This window comes from Sorangium sp. So ce693 (genome assembly GCF_051521375.1).
GTDB lineage: Bacteria > Myxococcota_A > Polyangia > Polyangiales > Polyangiaceae > Sorangium > Sorangium atrum.
The window spans coordinates 13204441-13217114 of record NZ_CP150347.1; the positions used below are offsets into that span (position 1 = coordinate 13204441).

Annotated in this window: 12 protein-coding genes; 3 read left to right on the plus strand and 9 right to left on the minus strand. The window is 69.4% G+C overall.

Annotation, left to right across the window (positions count from 1 at the left end):
- Positions 1-60: 60 nt before the first annotated feature.
- The 3 genes from WMF14_RS49395 (at position 61) to WMF14_RS49405 (ending at position 3779) form a co-directional block, all read left to right on the plus strand.
- A complete protein-coding gene (locus WMF14_RS49395; RefSeq protein WP_437798001.1) occupies positions 61-1833 on the plus strand; it encodes a sensor histidine kinase in 1773 nt (590 codons plus the stop codon).
- A gap of 179 nt (positions 1834-2012) precedes the next feature.
- Entirely contained in the window at positions 2013-2963 is a 951-nt protein-coding gene (locus tag WMF14_RS49400) for a diacylglycerol/lipid kinase family protein (RefSeq protein WP_437798003.1), read from the plus strand.
- A 6-nt stretch (positions 2964-2969) separates the two neighbouring features.
- On the plus strand, positions 2970-3779 hold the full coding sequence (locus WMF14_RS49405) for a metallophosphoesterase family protein (RefSeq protein ID WP_437798005.1): 810 nt from the start codon (positions 2970-2972) through the stop codon (positions 3777-3779).
- 145 nt (positions 3780-3924) lie between these two features.
- On the opposite strand, the gene WMF14_RS49410 is transcribed toward WMF14_RS49405, so the two are convergent.
- The 9 genes from WMF14_RS49410 to folE form a co-directional block, all read right to left on the minus strand.
- Positions 3925-4821 (minus strand): hypothetical protein, encoded by an 897-nt coding sequence (locus WMF14_RS49410; RefSeq protein WP_437798007.1) that lies wholly within the window; start codon positions 4819-4821, stop codon positions 3925-3927.
- 40 nt (positions 4822-4861) lie between these two features.
- A complete protein-coding gene (locus tag WMF14_RS49415; RefSeq protein ID WP_437798009.1) occupies positions 4862-5650 on the minus strand; it encodes a hypothetical protein in 789 nt (262 codons plus the stop codon).
- A complete protein-coding gene (locus tag WMF14_RS49420) occupies positions 5647-6579 on the minus strand; it encodes a ParA family protein (RefSeq protein ID WP_437798011.1) in 933 nt (310 codons plus the stop codon). The genes WMF14_RS49415 and WMF14_RS49420 overlap by 4 nt, the downstream gene beginning before the upstream one ends.
- Positions 6580-6666: 87 nt before the next feature.
- On the minus strand, positions 6667-8223 hold the full coding sequence (gene xylB, locus WMF14_RS49425) for a xylulokinase (RefSeq protein WP_272096991.1): 1557 nt from the start codon (positions 8221-8223) through the stop codon (positions 6667-6669).
- A gap of 102 nt (positions 8224-8325) precedes the next feature.
- Complete coding sequence (locus WMF14_RS49430) at positions 8326-9336, minus strand: zinc-dependent alcohol dehydrogenase family protein (protein WP_437798014.1); 1011 nt, start codon at positions 9334-9336, stop codon at positions 8326-8328.
- A 153-nt stretch (positions 9337-9489) separates the two neighbouring features.
- On the minus strand, positions 9490-10488 hold the full coding sequence (locus WMF14_RS49435; protein ID WP_437798015.1) for a hypothetical protein: 999 nt from the start codon (positions 10486-10488) through the stop codon (positions 9490-9492).
- A gap of 113 nt (positions 10489-10601) precedes the next feature.
- The gene (locus WMF14_RS49440) at positions 10602-11267 is read right to left on the minus strand and encodes an LON peptidase substrate-binding domain-containing protein (RefSeq protein ID WP_272096994.1); all 666 of its coding nucleotides are present in this window, start codon (positions 11265-11267) and stop codon (positions 10602-10604) included.
- Positions 11268-11411: 144 nt separating this feature from the next.
- Positions 11412-12098, minus strand: a complete 687-nt coding sequence (locus tag WMF14_RS49445) for an SDR family NAD(P)-dependent oxidoreductase (RefSeq protein ID WP_437798018.1) — start codon at positions 12096-12098, stop codon at positions 11412-11414.
- Positions 12095-12670, minus strand: coding sequence for a GTP cyclohydrolase I (gene folE / locus WMF14_RS49450; RefSeq protein ID WP_272096996.1), 576 nt, complete (start codon positions 12668-12670; stop codon positions 12095-12097). Before folE ends, WMF14_RS49445 begins: the two co-directional genes overlap by 4 nt.
- Positions 12671-12674: the final 4 nt, after the last annotated feature.

Consider the following 12674-nt stretch of genomic DNA (forward strand, 5'->3'; position numbering starts at 1 on the left):
GGATGTCGCGTTTGCACTCGAGCGCTAGGCTCGTCGGGACAGCCTGTGTCCACGAGGTCCATGGAGAACACGGATTCGCATCATGAAACGGCGGAGCCCTCCGACCCCGCCTCGCCTGCCGCGGCAGAGCTCGCTGCGGCGTCCTTGCAGTGCGGCGAGGTGGGGGCTGCGCTGCTCGATCAGGAGCGCTCTGCGCTGCACGAGTCCTCCCCGGACGGCGCGCTGGTCGACGCCTTCTTCCAGGCCACGACCGCGGGGCTCGGGATGATCGACCGCGACCTCCGCGTGGTGCGGCTCAACCAGGCGCTGGCGGACATCAACGGGATCCCCCTCGATGCGCACCTCGGCAGGACGATCCCCGAGCTGCTCCCGGAGATGAGCGACGTGATCGTCGCCCATCTCCGGCGTGTCCTGGCGACGGGCGAGGCGTTCACCGCCGAGGTGACGGGGACGACGCGCGCGTCGGAGCGACCGCGCTCCTGGCTGGTCAATTACGCGCCTGTGCGGGCGAAGGACGGGCGCGTCACGGGTGTGGGGACGATCGTCCTCGACATCACCGAGCGCAAGCAGACGGAGGACCGGCTCCAGGAAGAAGGGGAGACGCTCGAGCTGCTCAATCGCGCCGGCAAGCAGCTCGCCGCCGAGCTGGATCTGGAGAAGCTCGTGCAGGCGGTGACCGACGCGGCCACCCGGCTGAGCGGCGCCCAGTTCGGCGCGTTCTTCTACAATGTCACGAACGCCGAGGGAAAGAGCTACATGCTCTACACCATCTCTGGCGTGCCCCGAGAGCACTTCTCCGGGTTCCCGATGCCGCGCAACACCGACGTGTTCGCGCCGACCTTCAATGGAGAGGGCGTGGTGCGGCTCGACGATGTCACGAAGGACCCGCGCTACGGGAACAGCTCCCCTTACCACGGGATGCCGAAGGGCCACTTGCCTGTCGTCAGCTACCTTGCCGTGCCGGTGGTCTCCCGTTCTGGGCATGTCATCGGCGGGCTGTTCTTCGGGCACTCCGCGCGGGGCGTCTTCACCGAGCGGGCGGAGAAGCTGGTGGTCGGCCTCGCGGCCCAGGCCGCCATTGCGATGGATAACGCGCACCTGTTCCGGAAGGCGCAGCAGCTCATCCAGGCGCTCGAGCGGAGCAACAAGGAGCTCGACCGCTTCGCCTACGTGGCGAGCCACGACCTGAAGGCGCCGCTCCGCGCGATCGCGAACCTCTCGCAGTGGATCGAGGACGATCTCGTGGACAAGGCGACGCCGGAGACGCGCCAGTACATGGATCTCCTCCGCTCGCGCGTGGTCCGGCTGGAGGCGCTCATCGACGGGATCCTGCGCTACTCGCGCGCTGGACGGCTCCGCGACAGGCCCGAGATCGTGGACGTCCAGAAGCTCCTCGAGGATGTCCTCGCGCTGCTCACGCTCCCTGCGAGCGCGTCGATCGATATCGCGGCGGGCATGCCGACGCTCCTCGCCGAGCGGGTCCCGCTGGAGCAGGTCTTCCTGAACCTGATCGGCAATGCGCTGAAGTATGCTGAACGCCCCGACGCGCGCGTCGAGGTGCGGGGGCGGGCGCAGGGCGATCTCTGGGAGTTCTCGGTGAAGGACAACGGGCCCGGGATCGACCCGCGATACCACGGGAAGGTATGGGAGATCTTCCAGACCCTGAACGCGCGCGACAACATCGAGGGGACGGGCATCGGGCTGGCGATCGTCCAGAAGATCGTGCTCAGCAAGGGGGGGCGTGTGTGGGTCGAGTCCGAGCAGGGCGCCGGCGCCACGTTCTTCTTCACCTGGCCTCGGATGGAGACGGACGGCGGGCTCGGCATGCGCTGAGGAGCGGCTGTGGCGCGGCGCGAGACGAGCGTGGCAATCCGCCACGCCCCGCGCCGCGTGGCGGAGCCGGAGCGCCGCGGCCGCTCGCCGCGGGGCGGTGGCGCGCGATCTGCTTCTCGCTGTCGGGTGGGCATGGGCCCTTGCCCCATGCCGGGAGCGCGACGGTGAAGCATCGATCCATGGCGGTCCTCCTGAACTGCTCCTCCCGGTCGAACCGAGCGGCGGCGCAGCGCGCGCGGCTCGGGGAGCTCCTGAAAGAGAGCGGCCTCGCCGCGGAGGTGTTGTGCGCCGAGAAGGGGCAGCAGCTCGGGGAGCTCGCCCGCCGTGTGGCGCGGGGGCCTTGCGACCTCGTCGTGGCCGGCGGCGGCGACGGGACGGTGAACACCGTCGCTGCCGCGATCGCCGGGACGGACAAGACGATGGGCGTCCTTCCGCTCGGCACGGTGAACCATTTTGCCAAGCACCTCGGCGTTCCGCTGACCCTCGAGGGCGCCGTGCGCACGCTCGTCGAGGGGCGGCGCGTCCGGGTCGATGTCGGCGAGGTCAACGGCCGGGTCTTCGTGAACAACTCGACGCTGGGCATCTACCCCGGCATCGTGCGCGGCCGCGAGGCGCTCCGGAAGCGGCATGGGCTCAACAAGTGGATAGCCCTGGCGCTGTCGACCGTCTCGGGGATCCGGCGGCACGAGCGCGTCCGTCTCCGGCTCGTCCTGGATGGGCAGGAGGTCGAGCTGGAGACGCCGTTCGTGTTCGTCGCGAACAACGACTTCAAGCTTGGCGACGTGGACATCGGCCGCCAGCGCCCGCCGTGCTCGGGCGAGCTCGGCGTGTGCGTGGCGCACGCCGAGAGCCGCCTCGCCACGCTCAAGCTCATCGCCAGCGCGGTCGTCGGGCGCGTTCATCGATCGAACGATTTCAGTATCCTACGAACGACGGAGCTCCGGGTGGAGGCGCCCCACCGCCGCCTCCACGTGGCCGCGGACGGCGAGGTGCTCAGGATGACGCCGCCGCTCTGTTATCGCGTGCGGCCTGCAGCGCTGCGCGTCATCGTGCCGCTGTCGTCCGAGCTCCGCGCGGGCCCGCGGCGGCAGGAGGACCCATCTCGCCCGGTCGCGGCGCTGGGGGGATGAGGCGCCGTGCGAACGCTCGTGCACCTGTCGGATCTGCACTTCGGCCGCGTCGACAAGGCCATCCTCCGCCCGCTGATCGACCGGATAGGGGGGCTCGAGCCGCACGTGGTCGTGATCTCCGGTGATCTGACGCAGCGGGCGCGCGACGCCGAGTTCGCCGAGGCGCGCGCCTTCCTGGACGCGCTGCCCTCGCCGCAGATCGTGGTCCCTGGCAACCACGATGTCCCGCTCTACAACCTCTTCGACCGGTTTTTTCGCCCGCTGGACCGGTACCGGAGTCACATCACGGACGATCTCTCGCCGTTCCACCTCGACGCCGAGATCGCGGTCCTGGGCATCAACACCGCGCGCTCGCTGACCATCAAGGAGGGGCGCATCAACGCGCGGCAGATCCGGGGGATCAAGGCGAGGATGTGCGATCTCGGGCCCGAGATCACGAAGATCGTGGTCACGCACCATCCGTTCGATCTGCCCGAGAACTCGCCCCATGCGATTGTCGGGCGCGCGAGGCAGGCGATGGCGGCGATCGCGGGCTGCGGCGTCGACGTCATCCTGTCAGGGCACCTGCACATGAGCCACACGGGGCACTCCGCGGAGCGCTTCGACGCAGGCGGCCACTCCTCGCTGATCGTCCAGGCCGGGACCGCGACCTCCACGCGCGGCCGAGGCGAGCAGAACGCCTTCAATGTGATCCGCGTCGATGGGAGGAAGATCCATATCGAGCGGTATTTCTGGCAGCCGGAAGGCGGCCTCTTCGGGATCGCGAGCACCGAACATTTCGAGGAGACGTCGCGCGGCTGGGTGCGGGCGGCGTAGTACTTCCTTGCTCGGGAGCGCGGACGAGTCCAGCGGGGCGGGGGACGTACGAGGGGGGCTCTCGAAATCGTATATCAGCCCGCAGAGCTGGCCGTGTAGGAGCGCTTCACCGACAGCGCTTCCTGTCCTGGGGGGTATGAGGCAGCTAGGTTCCGCTGGCAGAGCCGGCATTCGGCGGAACGACCGAGGTTCGCGATGACTCCATGAACAGCCCTTCTCGGACTGCCTTGACCTTGCGTTTGCGCCCTCTCAGCGTAGCGAGCGCTGCGTCGCGCTGGTGACGGGCCCATCCAAGCGACACCCTGCTGAAGCAGTCGAGGAAACGCGTCCTCCCTTGCGGTTGCATCGCGTTCAGCATGTACGTTCTGATCGGCTGTGGGATCAGTACGTAGGGCCCCAGGTGATGGAGGGCGAGCATCAGCATCCCGACGTCGCAAACCCGAGACAGAAATATCGCGAGTCGCAATGAACGCTCGTCGCCCGTTCCTACAGTCCGGATCCCCTTGATAGCGCTGCGCGTGTGGGACGTCACGGGTGCATGGACGAACCGGCATGCCTCGTCGTAAACATCGACGAGATCGTCGAAGAGAGGTCGCGTTTCGCGCTGTTCACGATCCAGCGAACGCTCCTCGGCCCCTGCGCGTCCATCAGCATCGGTTTTCTTGTGCTTCAGCACCGCTGGAGCGAAGTGGGGAAGTATCGAGATCTCTTTCAAAAGCTCGGCCCAGGTGCGCCGGGTCGTCGTTCCCGATAAATCGAGCTGTTCGCTTACGAAGACCGCGGGCCGCGTATCGTAGAAAAAGTGTCGTACCATGCTCTCCAGTGCGCTACGCGCATGGAGGTAGGCGCTCCGCTCCATGCCGATCTCCGCAGCATAGAGGATGGCAACCAGGTCCGACTTGATTTCATCAAGGAAGATGCGAACGGTGGAGAACCCTGCGCAGTGGTTTGCGAGCCAGTATACATAGCCGATTGCCCGCTCGACCTTGTGGATGGATTTCTCGATCTCTTCTGGCCTCGGCGCGCGGAGCAACTCGTTCACTCGGCGCTGGACAGCCTTCCGAATCGGCCGGGGATGCGTCTCAACCGGCATGGCTTTTCTTGATCCCAGCACGCCACCTCAAGCGGTCGGTCGGTGACCGGAGCCCTTGTTGCAGTAGGTGAAGGGTGACCTCGCCGATCTGGCTTGTGGGGACGAGTCGTACGGCATCCTTCACCAGGCGCTCCGCGAGGTGCTCCCGCGTCTCGTCGTGCGCGTGCCGGAGGGGGACCGGAGCCCAATGTGTCCGAAGCTCGCTGAGGCTCGCGAGCGTCGGATACACTAGCGTGTTCTCTGCGAGCGCCGTTTCGGCGAACTTGCGCAGCATTCCCTCGACCAACGCCTGTCGTTCCGGACCGAGGTACTCCGCCGTACGGCGCAGTATCATCACCAGGATTTTGACGCGAGTCGATGGAGCGTCAACTTGTTCATCGAAATCTTCGAAAAGGCGTTCTATCATCCGCTCCATCGGCTCGCCCTTACGTCGAGGGAGCGGATCGGTGCTCCAGAGCCCGCGTATGCCGGCCACCAGTTCTTCGGGTAGACGCAGCGTGCCGAGCTCGCCCGCGACCAGGTTTCGCAGGAACTCTACTGAGAGCCTCGGCGGCGGCGGCGTCGAGGTAGCCACGATCGCAGGCCCGGCGCTGTCAGCCTCGGCGTCGTCCTGGCGCTTGATAGCTGCGAGGAGCGTCAGCGCTTGAACAAGGTCGTCGCGAGCTCCGAGCGTCCTCTTCGCTGCCTCGAAATCCTCTGGAGTGTGCTCATCGAGCAATCTCAGCAGCGCTGCCGCCGCACGCGCACCGGCTGGCCGTGTTCGAACCATGGCGCTCATATGGCGTCTCCTACTAACTTCAGATCCCTCGCTACTCCGTCGAGCTCGTCGACGAGCGATCTCAACTTCGGATCGTTCGAGAAGGGGAGCGGTTCGTGTCGCTCGAACGACTGTGGGTAGGCTTCGTCCCGCGAGATGCGCGCGGCGAACACAGCAACAGGCGGTGTTCGGGCGCGGCAGATCTCCTCAATTCGGCTTGCATACGCGTCCGCGGCTGGCCGCACCTCTGCGCCAATAGGTGGATATAGCGTGAACAGCACGCCGGCCACACGGCACTTAATACGCAAGGGGGTCCTATACTGGTCGAGCTTCTGCAAGAGCAACGGCAGCCCGTGCAGGGCGAACGCGTCCGGGCTCATCGGGACGAGGATATCGTCGGCCGCCCGCAAGGCGGACAGCGTGAGGCTTCCGATGCTAGGGGGACAGTCGATAATCACCACCTCAGCGTCGCCACTGGCCGAACCGCGGAGCCAGTCGCGAATGCGTGAGACGACGAGCTCGGGGCCCATCTCCTGGATGTCCGACAGGCGTGCGCTCCCGCACACGAGGCTCAGCAAGCCTCCTCCTGTCCCACGCTTCACGACGTGGTAGTGCCTGTCGAAGGATGTGCGTGGTCCGTGACGGCGACCCGTGACAAGATCGATGTATCTCACATCCTTATGGAACAGGTCCCATAGGTTTCCATGCTCCTTCTCCGCCACGGAGCCGCTGTCTGTGGCGGCCAGGAACCGCTCATCGGACAGGAGGTAAAGGCTCGCGTTGCACTGCGGATCAGCGTCGATGAGGAGCACCTTCTTGCCGTACCGCTCGACAAGGAGCGACGCGAGGTTGACCGCGACCGTGGTCTTCCCCACGCCGCCCTTGACGTTTTGCACCGCGAGCACGCGGCGGCGGCGCTTCTTTTCCGGCGTCGGGTCGACGAGCATCATGGGATGCTACCGAACTCTCATCGAGGGCGGAAGCGTCACCGAGGAAAGTGCTCGATCCGTCGCCCGAAGCTCATGGTGCCTGAGCTCTCACGCCAGCTTCCCGAGCTCCCGGAACCGCCCGCGCAGGTCGTTGTAGAGCCCCCGGTACACCGCATGGATCTCCCGGTACCGCGCCGAGCGCGCCGCGTCCGGCGCGACCCGGGACACGACATGGACGAACGCGTCCGCCGCCTCCTCGACCGACGAGAACAGCCCCGCGCCCGCCGCGCCGAGCAGCGCCGCGCCGTAGGCCGGGCCCTCGGTCGACGTCGTGATCGCCACCGGCGCCTCGAAGACGTCGGCCATCAGCTGGCGCCAGAACGGGCTCCGCGCCCCACCGCCGGTCAGGCGGATCTCGTCGATCGAGACCGCCGCCGCGCCGTTGGTCTGCCCCACGCCGCGCATCAGGTCCAGCGAGTCCGCGAGCCCGAACGTGATGCCCTCCAGCACCGCGCGCGAGAGATCGGCCTTCGTCGTCCGGGCGCTCAGCCCCACGAACGCGCCGCGCGCCGCCGCGTCGTTGTGCGGCGTGCGCTCGCCCATCAGGTACGGCAGGAAGACGACGCCGCCCGCGCCCGGGCGCGCCGTCGACGCCGTGTCCGAGATGATCTCGTACGGATCGACCTTGCGGAGCTCGGCCGCCAGGCGCTCCCCGTCGCCGAGGACGTCGCGGTACCAGCGGAGCGCGCCGCCGGCGGCGAGCATCACCCCCATCAGGTAGAAGCGGCCCGGCACCGCGTGGCAGAAGCTGTGGAGCCGCATCTCGGGCTCAACGATCCACGAGTCGGTATGCGCCAGGATCACGCCGCTCGTACCGACCGACGCCATCGCACGGCCGGGGCGCACGATGCCGAGCCCCACAGCGCCCGCCGCGTTGTCCGCTGCGCCCCGCACGACGGGGATGCCCGCCGGCAGCCCCGTGGCGGCCGCGACCTCGGCCGTCAGCTGACCGAGCGGCGCGTTCGAGGGCGCAGACCGCGGGAACACCGCGCGCGGGACGCCGACCGCCGAGAGGAGCTCGGCGCTGAAGGAGCGATCCCCGGGCGAGAACGCCAGCGTGCCGCTCGCGTCGCTGTCGTCCGTCCCGAGCTCGCCCGTCAGCCGCAAGCCCACGAAATCCTTCGGCATGAGCACCGCGCGGACACGGGCGAACGCCTCGGGCTCGTTCGCCCGCAGCCAGAGCAGCTTCGGCAGCGTGAACCCCTCGAGCGCGCGGTTGCCGACCAGGCGCGCGAGCCCCGCGTCGCCGACCTTCGGGTTCGCGCGGATGGCCTCGCACTCGGCCGTGGTGCGCGTGTCGCACCACAGGATCGCAGGCCGGATGACCGCCTGCGCCTCGTCCAGCAAGACCGCCGAGTGCATCTGCCCCGTCAGCCCGATCGCGCGCACGTCGTCGCGGCGCGGGCCGAGGGCGCGGGCGAGCTCGCCGAGGGCGCTCAGCGCCGCCGCGGCGAAGTCCTCGGGATCCTGCTCGGCCCACCCGGCGTGCGGCGTTGAGAGCGGGTATTCGCGGTGCGCCGACGCGACCGCCGCGCCGCGCTCCGTTTCGACTGCGATGGCCTTGAGGCCGCTGGTCCCGACGTCGATTCCGATCACGATGGCCATGGAAAGCGTCCTTTTTGCAGTTTCGTCTACTTCGGTGATCTTCGTAACGACTCTTAACTAATCGAGAAAATCGTAAGCTTTGTAAGCGTGCGAGCCGCGCGGCTAGAACACGACCTGGAGCTTCATGGGCGCGGTGCCCTTCTTCATCATCTCGAGGCCGCGCGGGAGCTCCTCGACCGGCATCGCCTCCGAGAGGAGCTTCCTCACGTCGATCGCGCCGCGCTCCATCAGCTTGAATGCCCGGTCGTATGTCCGCCTGATCGCGAAGCTGCCGATGATCTCGAGATCGCGCCGGTAGATCTCGAACGGCGAGATCTCGACTTTGTCCTGCGGCCCACACACGCCGAACACGAGGTACCGGCCGCCGTTCTTGACGTACTGGATCGAGTCGCCGAGCACCCGGGCGATGCCCGTCGCGTCGATCACGACGTCGAAGCCGTAGGGCGCGATCTTCTTGAGCTTCGCCTGGAGCGCGTTGTCGGCGAGCACCACCTCGGCGGCGCCGTGCTGGCGGGCGAGGTCGAGCTTCGACTCGACGACGTCGACGACGGTGACCGCGGCGGCGCCGTTCGCGAGGCTCGCCTGGAGGTGGAGCTGGCCGATCGGGCCGGCGCCGAGGACCAGGACCTCCGAGCCGATCTCGATGCGCGCGCGATCCTGCCCGAAGACGACGCACGCGAGCGGCTCGCAGAAGGCGGCCTCGCTGAACGAGACGCGCTCGAAGCGATAACAGTTCTTCGCGGGGACCCGGACGAGCTCGGCGAACCCGCCGTCGCGCGTCACGCCGACCGCGTTCCACTTCAGGCAGTGGTTTTGCCGGTTGATCATGCAGAAGTGGCACTCTTCGCAGGTCACCGTCGGGTCGACCATCACCCGATCGCCGGGCTGGAGGCCCTCGACCTCGTCGCCCACGGCCGCCACCTCGCCGGCGAGCTCGTGCCCGGGGATCAGCGGGAAGGTCGGGAAGAAGTCGCCCTCCCAGATGTGCACGTCGGTCCCGCAGATGCCGCACGCCTTCGCGCGGACGAGGACGTCGCGCGGGCCGATCTGCGGCGGGGCGACGTCGTGGCGAACGGCGATCTTCTTCACGGCTTCGAGCACGGCAGCCTTCATGCGAGACCCTCCTTGGGAAGGTCGCATAGGCGGGCCAGGGCCGCGCGTCGAGGGTCGAGGGCCGCCGGCTGCGCCCGCGCCGCGTCGCGCAGCGCCGGGGACCGCCCCGCGCAGCGTCGCACGACGTCGCGCAGGGCGGCCTGACGCGGGATGTCAGGACTTCGTGGCCGGCTTGGACGGGGAGATCGTGCGCCAGAGGAACGCGTAGACGTCCATCAGATCGCGCGGGGCGAGGCCGCGCTCGCGCAGGCGCCGCTCGAGCTCGCGCGCCAGCGCTTGCATCCGGGCATACCCCTCGGCGCTCGGCGCGCGATCGTAGGCGAGGTTGAAGCCGAGCACGGCGGCCTGCTTCTCGAAGAAGGAGGGCTTCACGAAGACGTGCTCGCCCGGGTAGACGAGCGCGCCGAGGATCGTGACGAGCGGCCACGTGACGACCTTGGCCGCGGCGAGCACGCCGGCCAGCCGGTCGAAGCGCGCGGCGTAGTCGCCCGCGCCATAGAGGAGATCCACGACCGCCTCGGCGTAGGCGCGGTGGTGCTCGGCCGGCATCTTGTTGAAGGGGATGAGATCGCCGAGGGGGTGCAGGAGGCCGGTCGCGGCCTTGTGGACCTTGGTGATCCTCTCCATGAAATCGGTCAGGTTGCCCGCCGCCAGCAGCGCCTCGAGCTCGCCCTTGGCGAGGAGCGCGCGCGCGGTCTCGATGGCGCCCTGCTTGAAGGCCTTGCTCTTCTTCTTCGCGCCGCTCGCCGGGCCCTCGGCCCCCTCGCCCCCGGCGGCGCCGCGCTCCTCGGCGATGAACTGCGGACCCCCGAACCCACCCTCGAACTGCGACTCGAAGCTCGCGACCTGCTCGTCGAAGCTCGTGACCGGCGGCGCGACGACGCGGGCGCGTTGCTTCTTGGCGGCGGCCGACGGCCGGTCACGGAGACCGCGGATCCTGGCCTCGAGCGCGCTCGCCTCGTCGTCACCGAGCTGCACCGGCTCGAGCTTCGACCAGAAAGCCTTGGCGATGGAGTGATTGAGGCCATCCTCGAAATCGTAGAAGCGCTTTTCGTCGCGCTCCTCGACGAGGTATCCGAGTCCCCACTGGGGACACCCCGGGTGCTTGACGATGATCGGGGCCGAGGGTTCCGTTGAACGAGAGGTCGCCATAGGCGGCGCAGCCTACTCGATCTTGGGGCGACCGCACCCGCCCCGGAGCCCCTTCTGGACCCGTGTTCAGGTGCGCCGCGCCGGCCCGTGCGGGCAGGCCGGCGCTAGAGGTCTCAGTTGACGTCGCGCGCCGCCGAGGCGAGCGCGAGCTGCTGGAGCGCGAGCGCCTCGGTCACGCGGCGCACCCGCGCGACGACGTCGAGCGTCTCCAGCACCGTCTGCCGCTCCCGCGCGTCGAGGATGAGGTGGTGGGCGCAGAGATCCGCGACGAGCGACGTGGCCGCGTCGCGCGGCAGCCGGAACTCGAAATTGCTGTCCCGATCCCGGACGAGCGCCGCGAACGAGGCCGCGGTGGAGATGAGCGCGGCGTGATCCTGGGCCGAGACCTCCCCGGGCTCGTCCTCGAGGACCGTCGCCGCGGCCGTGCGGTACGGCGGCACGAACGGCCGCTCCGCCAGGCGGACGCGGGCGCGGCCCCGGAGCAGGATGTTGTAGCGGCCCCCGGGCAGCTCGGCGTGATCGATGATCTCGCCGGCGCCGGCCACCCCCGCGATGGCCGGGTGGCCGTGCGCGTCGATCGCCCGGGGGTCCGTGATGAGGACGACCGAGAGGATGCGGTGCGTCTCGAGGGCGTCGCGCACGAGCGCCCGGTAGCGCGGCTCGAAGATGTGGAGCGGCAGCAGGGCGCCGGGGAAGAGCACCGTCTGCGGCAGCGGGAACAGCGGCAGCTCTGGCAATGCCGCACTGAGGTCGCCCGGGCGCGGAGGCGTCGTGTCCACGGGCCCCAGGGTAGCACGCGGGGGGTCGGGTGTGGCGGCGCCACGTACATGCGCATCGAGCTCGGCGGTCCGCGCGTCCATGCACATCGAGCTCGGCGGCCCGCCGTCAGGCGCGCGTCCTGCGAGGGCGAGGACGGCGCGCCGTCAGCCGAACATCTCGACGGCCGAGCCGGTGACGGCGTCGGGGGCGTCGAGCGCGGCGTACATGATGAGCCGCGCCACGTCGTCGGCGCTCATCTGCGGGGGGAACCCGCTCCCGACGAGCATGTCGGTGTCGACCGAGCCGGGGAGCACGGCGATGGACTGGAGCCCCGTCCCGCGCAGCTCTTCGGCCAGGCTCTTCGAGAAGCCGACGAGTCCCCACTTGGACGCCGCGTACGACGCGTTGCCGGGGGACGCGATGGTCGAGGAGATGCTGCCGACGTGGACGAGGCGGCCGTGCCCCTGCTTCAGCATGGCCGGGAGGAACGCGCGCGAGATGAGGAAGGGGCCGCGGAGGTTGACGGCCATCACCTCGTCCCAGGCGGCGGGCGCGCTCTCGTGGACCTTCGCGCCGCGGCGCACGATGCCGGCGTTGTTCACGACGACGCGGGGCGCGCCGAGCCACGCCACCACCTCGGCGGAGGCGCGCGCCACCTGCTCCTCGGAGGCGACGTCGCAGGGGACCGGGAGCGCGGCGACGTCGAGGCGGCGGACCTCGTCGGTGACGTCGTCGAGGCGCGGGCTCGGAGGGCCGAGCAGCGCGATGGAGAGGCCGCGGCGCGCGAGCGCGAGCGCCGTCGCCCGGCCGATCCCGCGGCTCGGTCCGGTGACGACCGCGACGTCGGTCACGCCCTCCCCCCGGAGAGCGCGGCCAGGGCGAGATCGCGCTCGGGGCCTGGCTCGGCGAACACGCCGGCGACGGCGACGGTCTCGATGAGGGCGCCCGCTTTGCGCTCGCCGCGGGCGATGAGGCACGTGTGCGTCAGCGTGAGCTTGCACAGCGCGCCGCGCGCGCCGAGCTCGCGGACGAGGAGCTCGACGAGCTGCCCGCCGATGCGCTCCTGCAGGGTCAGCCGCCGCGCGAGCGCGTCGAGGACGTGCGCGAGCGTGCCGATGCCGGCGACCCGCGCGCCCGGCAGGTAGACGATGGTGCCGGCGCCGTGCCCCGGCAGCAGGTGGTGCGGGCACATCGTCGTCACGGCGAGTTCGCGCGCGACGACGAGGCCGCGCTCGAAGGGGCCTGTCTCCATGGCGCCCTCGCGGAGCACCGCGGCCGCGTCGATGGCCTCGCCTTCGATCAGGTCGTCGGCCCACGCGTCGGCGACCCGCTCGCCTGTGCCCGCGAGGTCCCCCTCGACGTCGCGCCCGAGGGCGCGGAGGAACTCCTCGATCGCCCACGCCGCTCTCTTCCGATCGATCACTGGG

Coding starts and splice junctions, on each gene's coding strand:
- WMF14_RS49400 (WP_437798003.1), top strand. CDS start 2,013: ATGGCGGTCCTCCTGAACTGCTCCTCCCGGTCGAACCGAGCGGCGGCG.
- WMF14_RS49395 (WP_437798001.1), top strand. CDS start 61: ATGGAGAACACGGATTCGCATCATGAAACGGCGGAGCCCTCCGACCCC.
- WMF14_RS49430 (WP_437798014.1), bottom strand. CDS start 9,336: ATGAAGGCTGCCGTGCTCGAAGCCGTGAAGAAGATCGCCGTTCGCCAC.
- WMF14_RS49415 (WP_437798009.1), bottom strand. CDS start 5,650: ATGAGCGCCATGGTTCGAACACGGCCAGCCGGTGCGCGTGCGGCGGCA.
- WMF14_RS49420 (WP_437798011.1), bottom strand. CDS start 6,579: ATGATGCTCGTCGACCCGACGCCGGAAAAGAAGCGCCGCCGCCGCGTG.
- WMF14_RS49435 (WP_437798015.1), bottom strand. CDS start 10,488: ATGGCGACCTCTCGTTCAACGGAACCCTCGGCCCCGATCATCGTCAAG.
- xylB (WP_272096991.1), bottom strand. CDS start 8,223: ATGGCCATCGTGATCGGAATCGACGTCGGGACCAGCGGCCTCAAGGCC.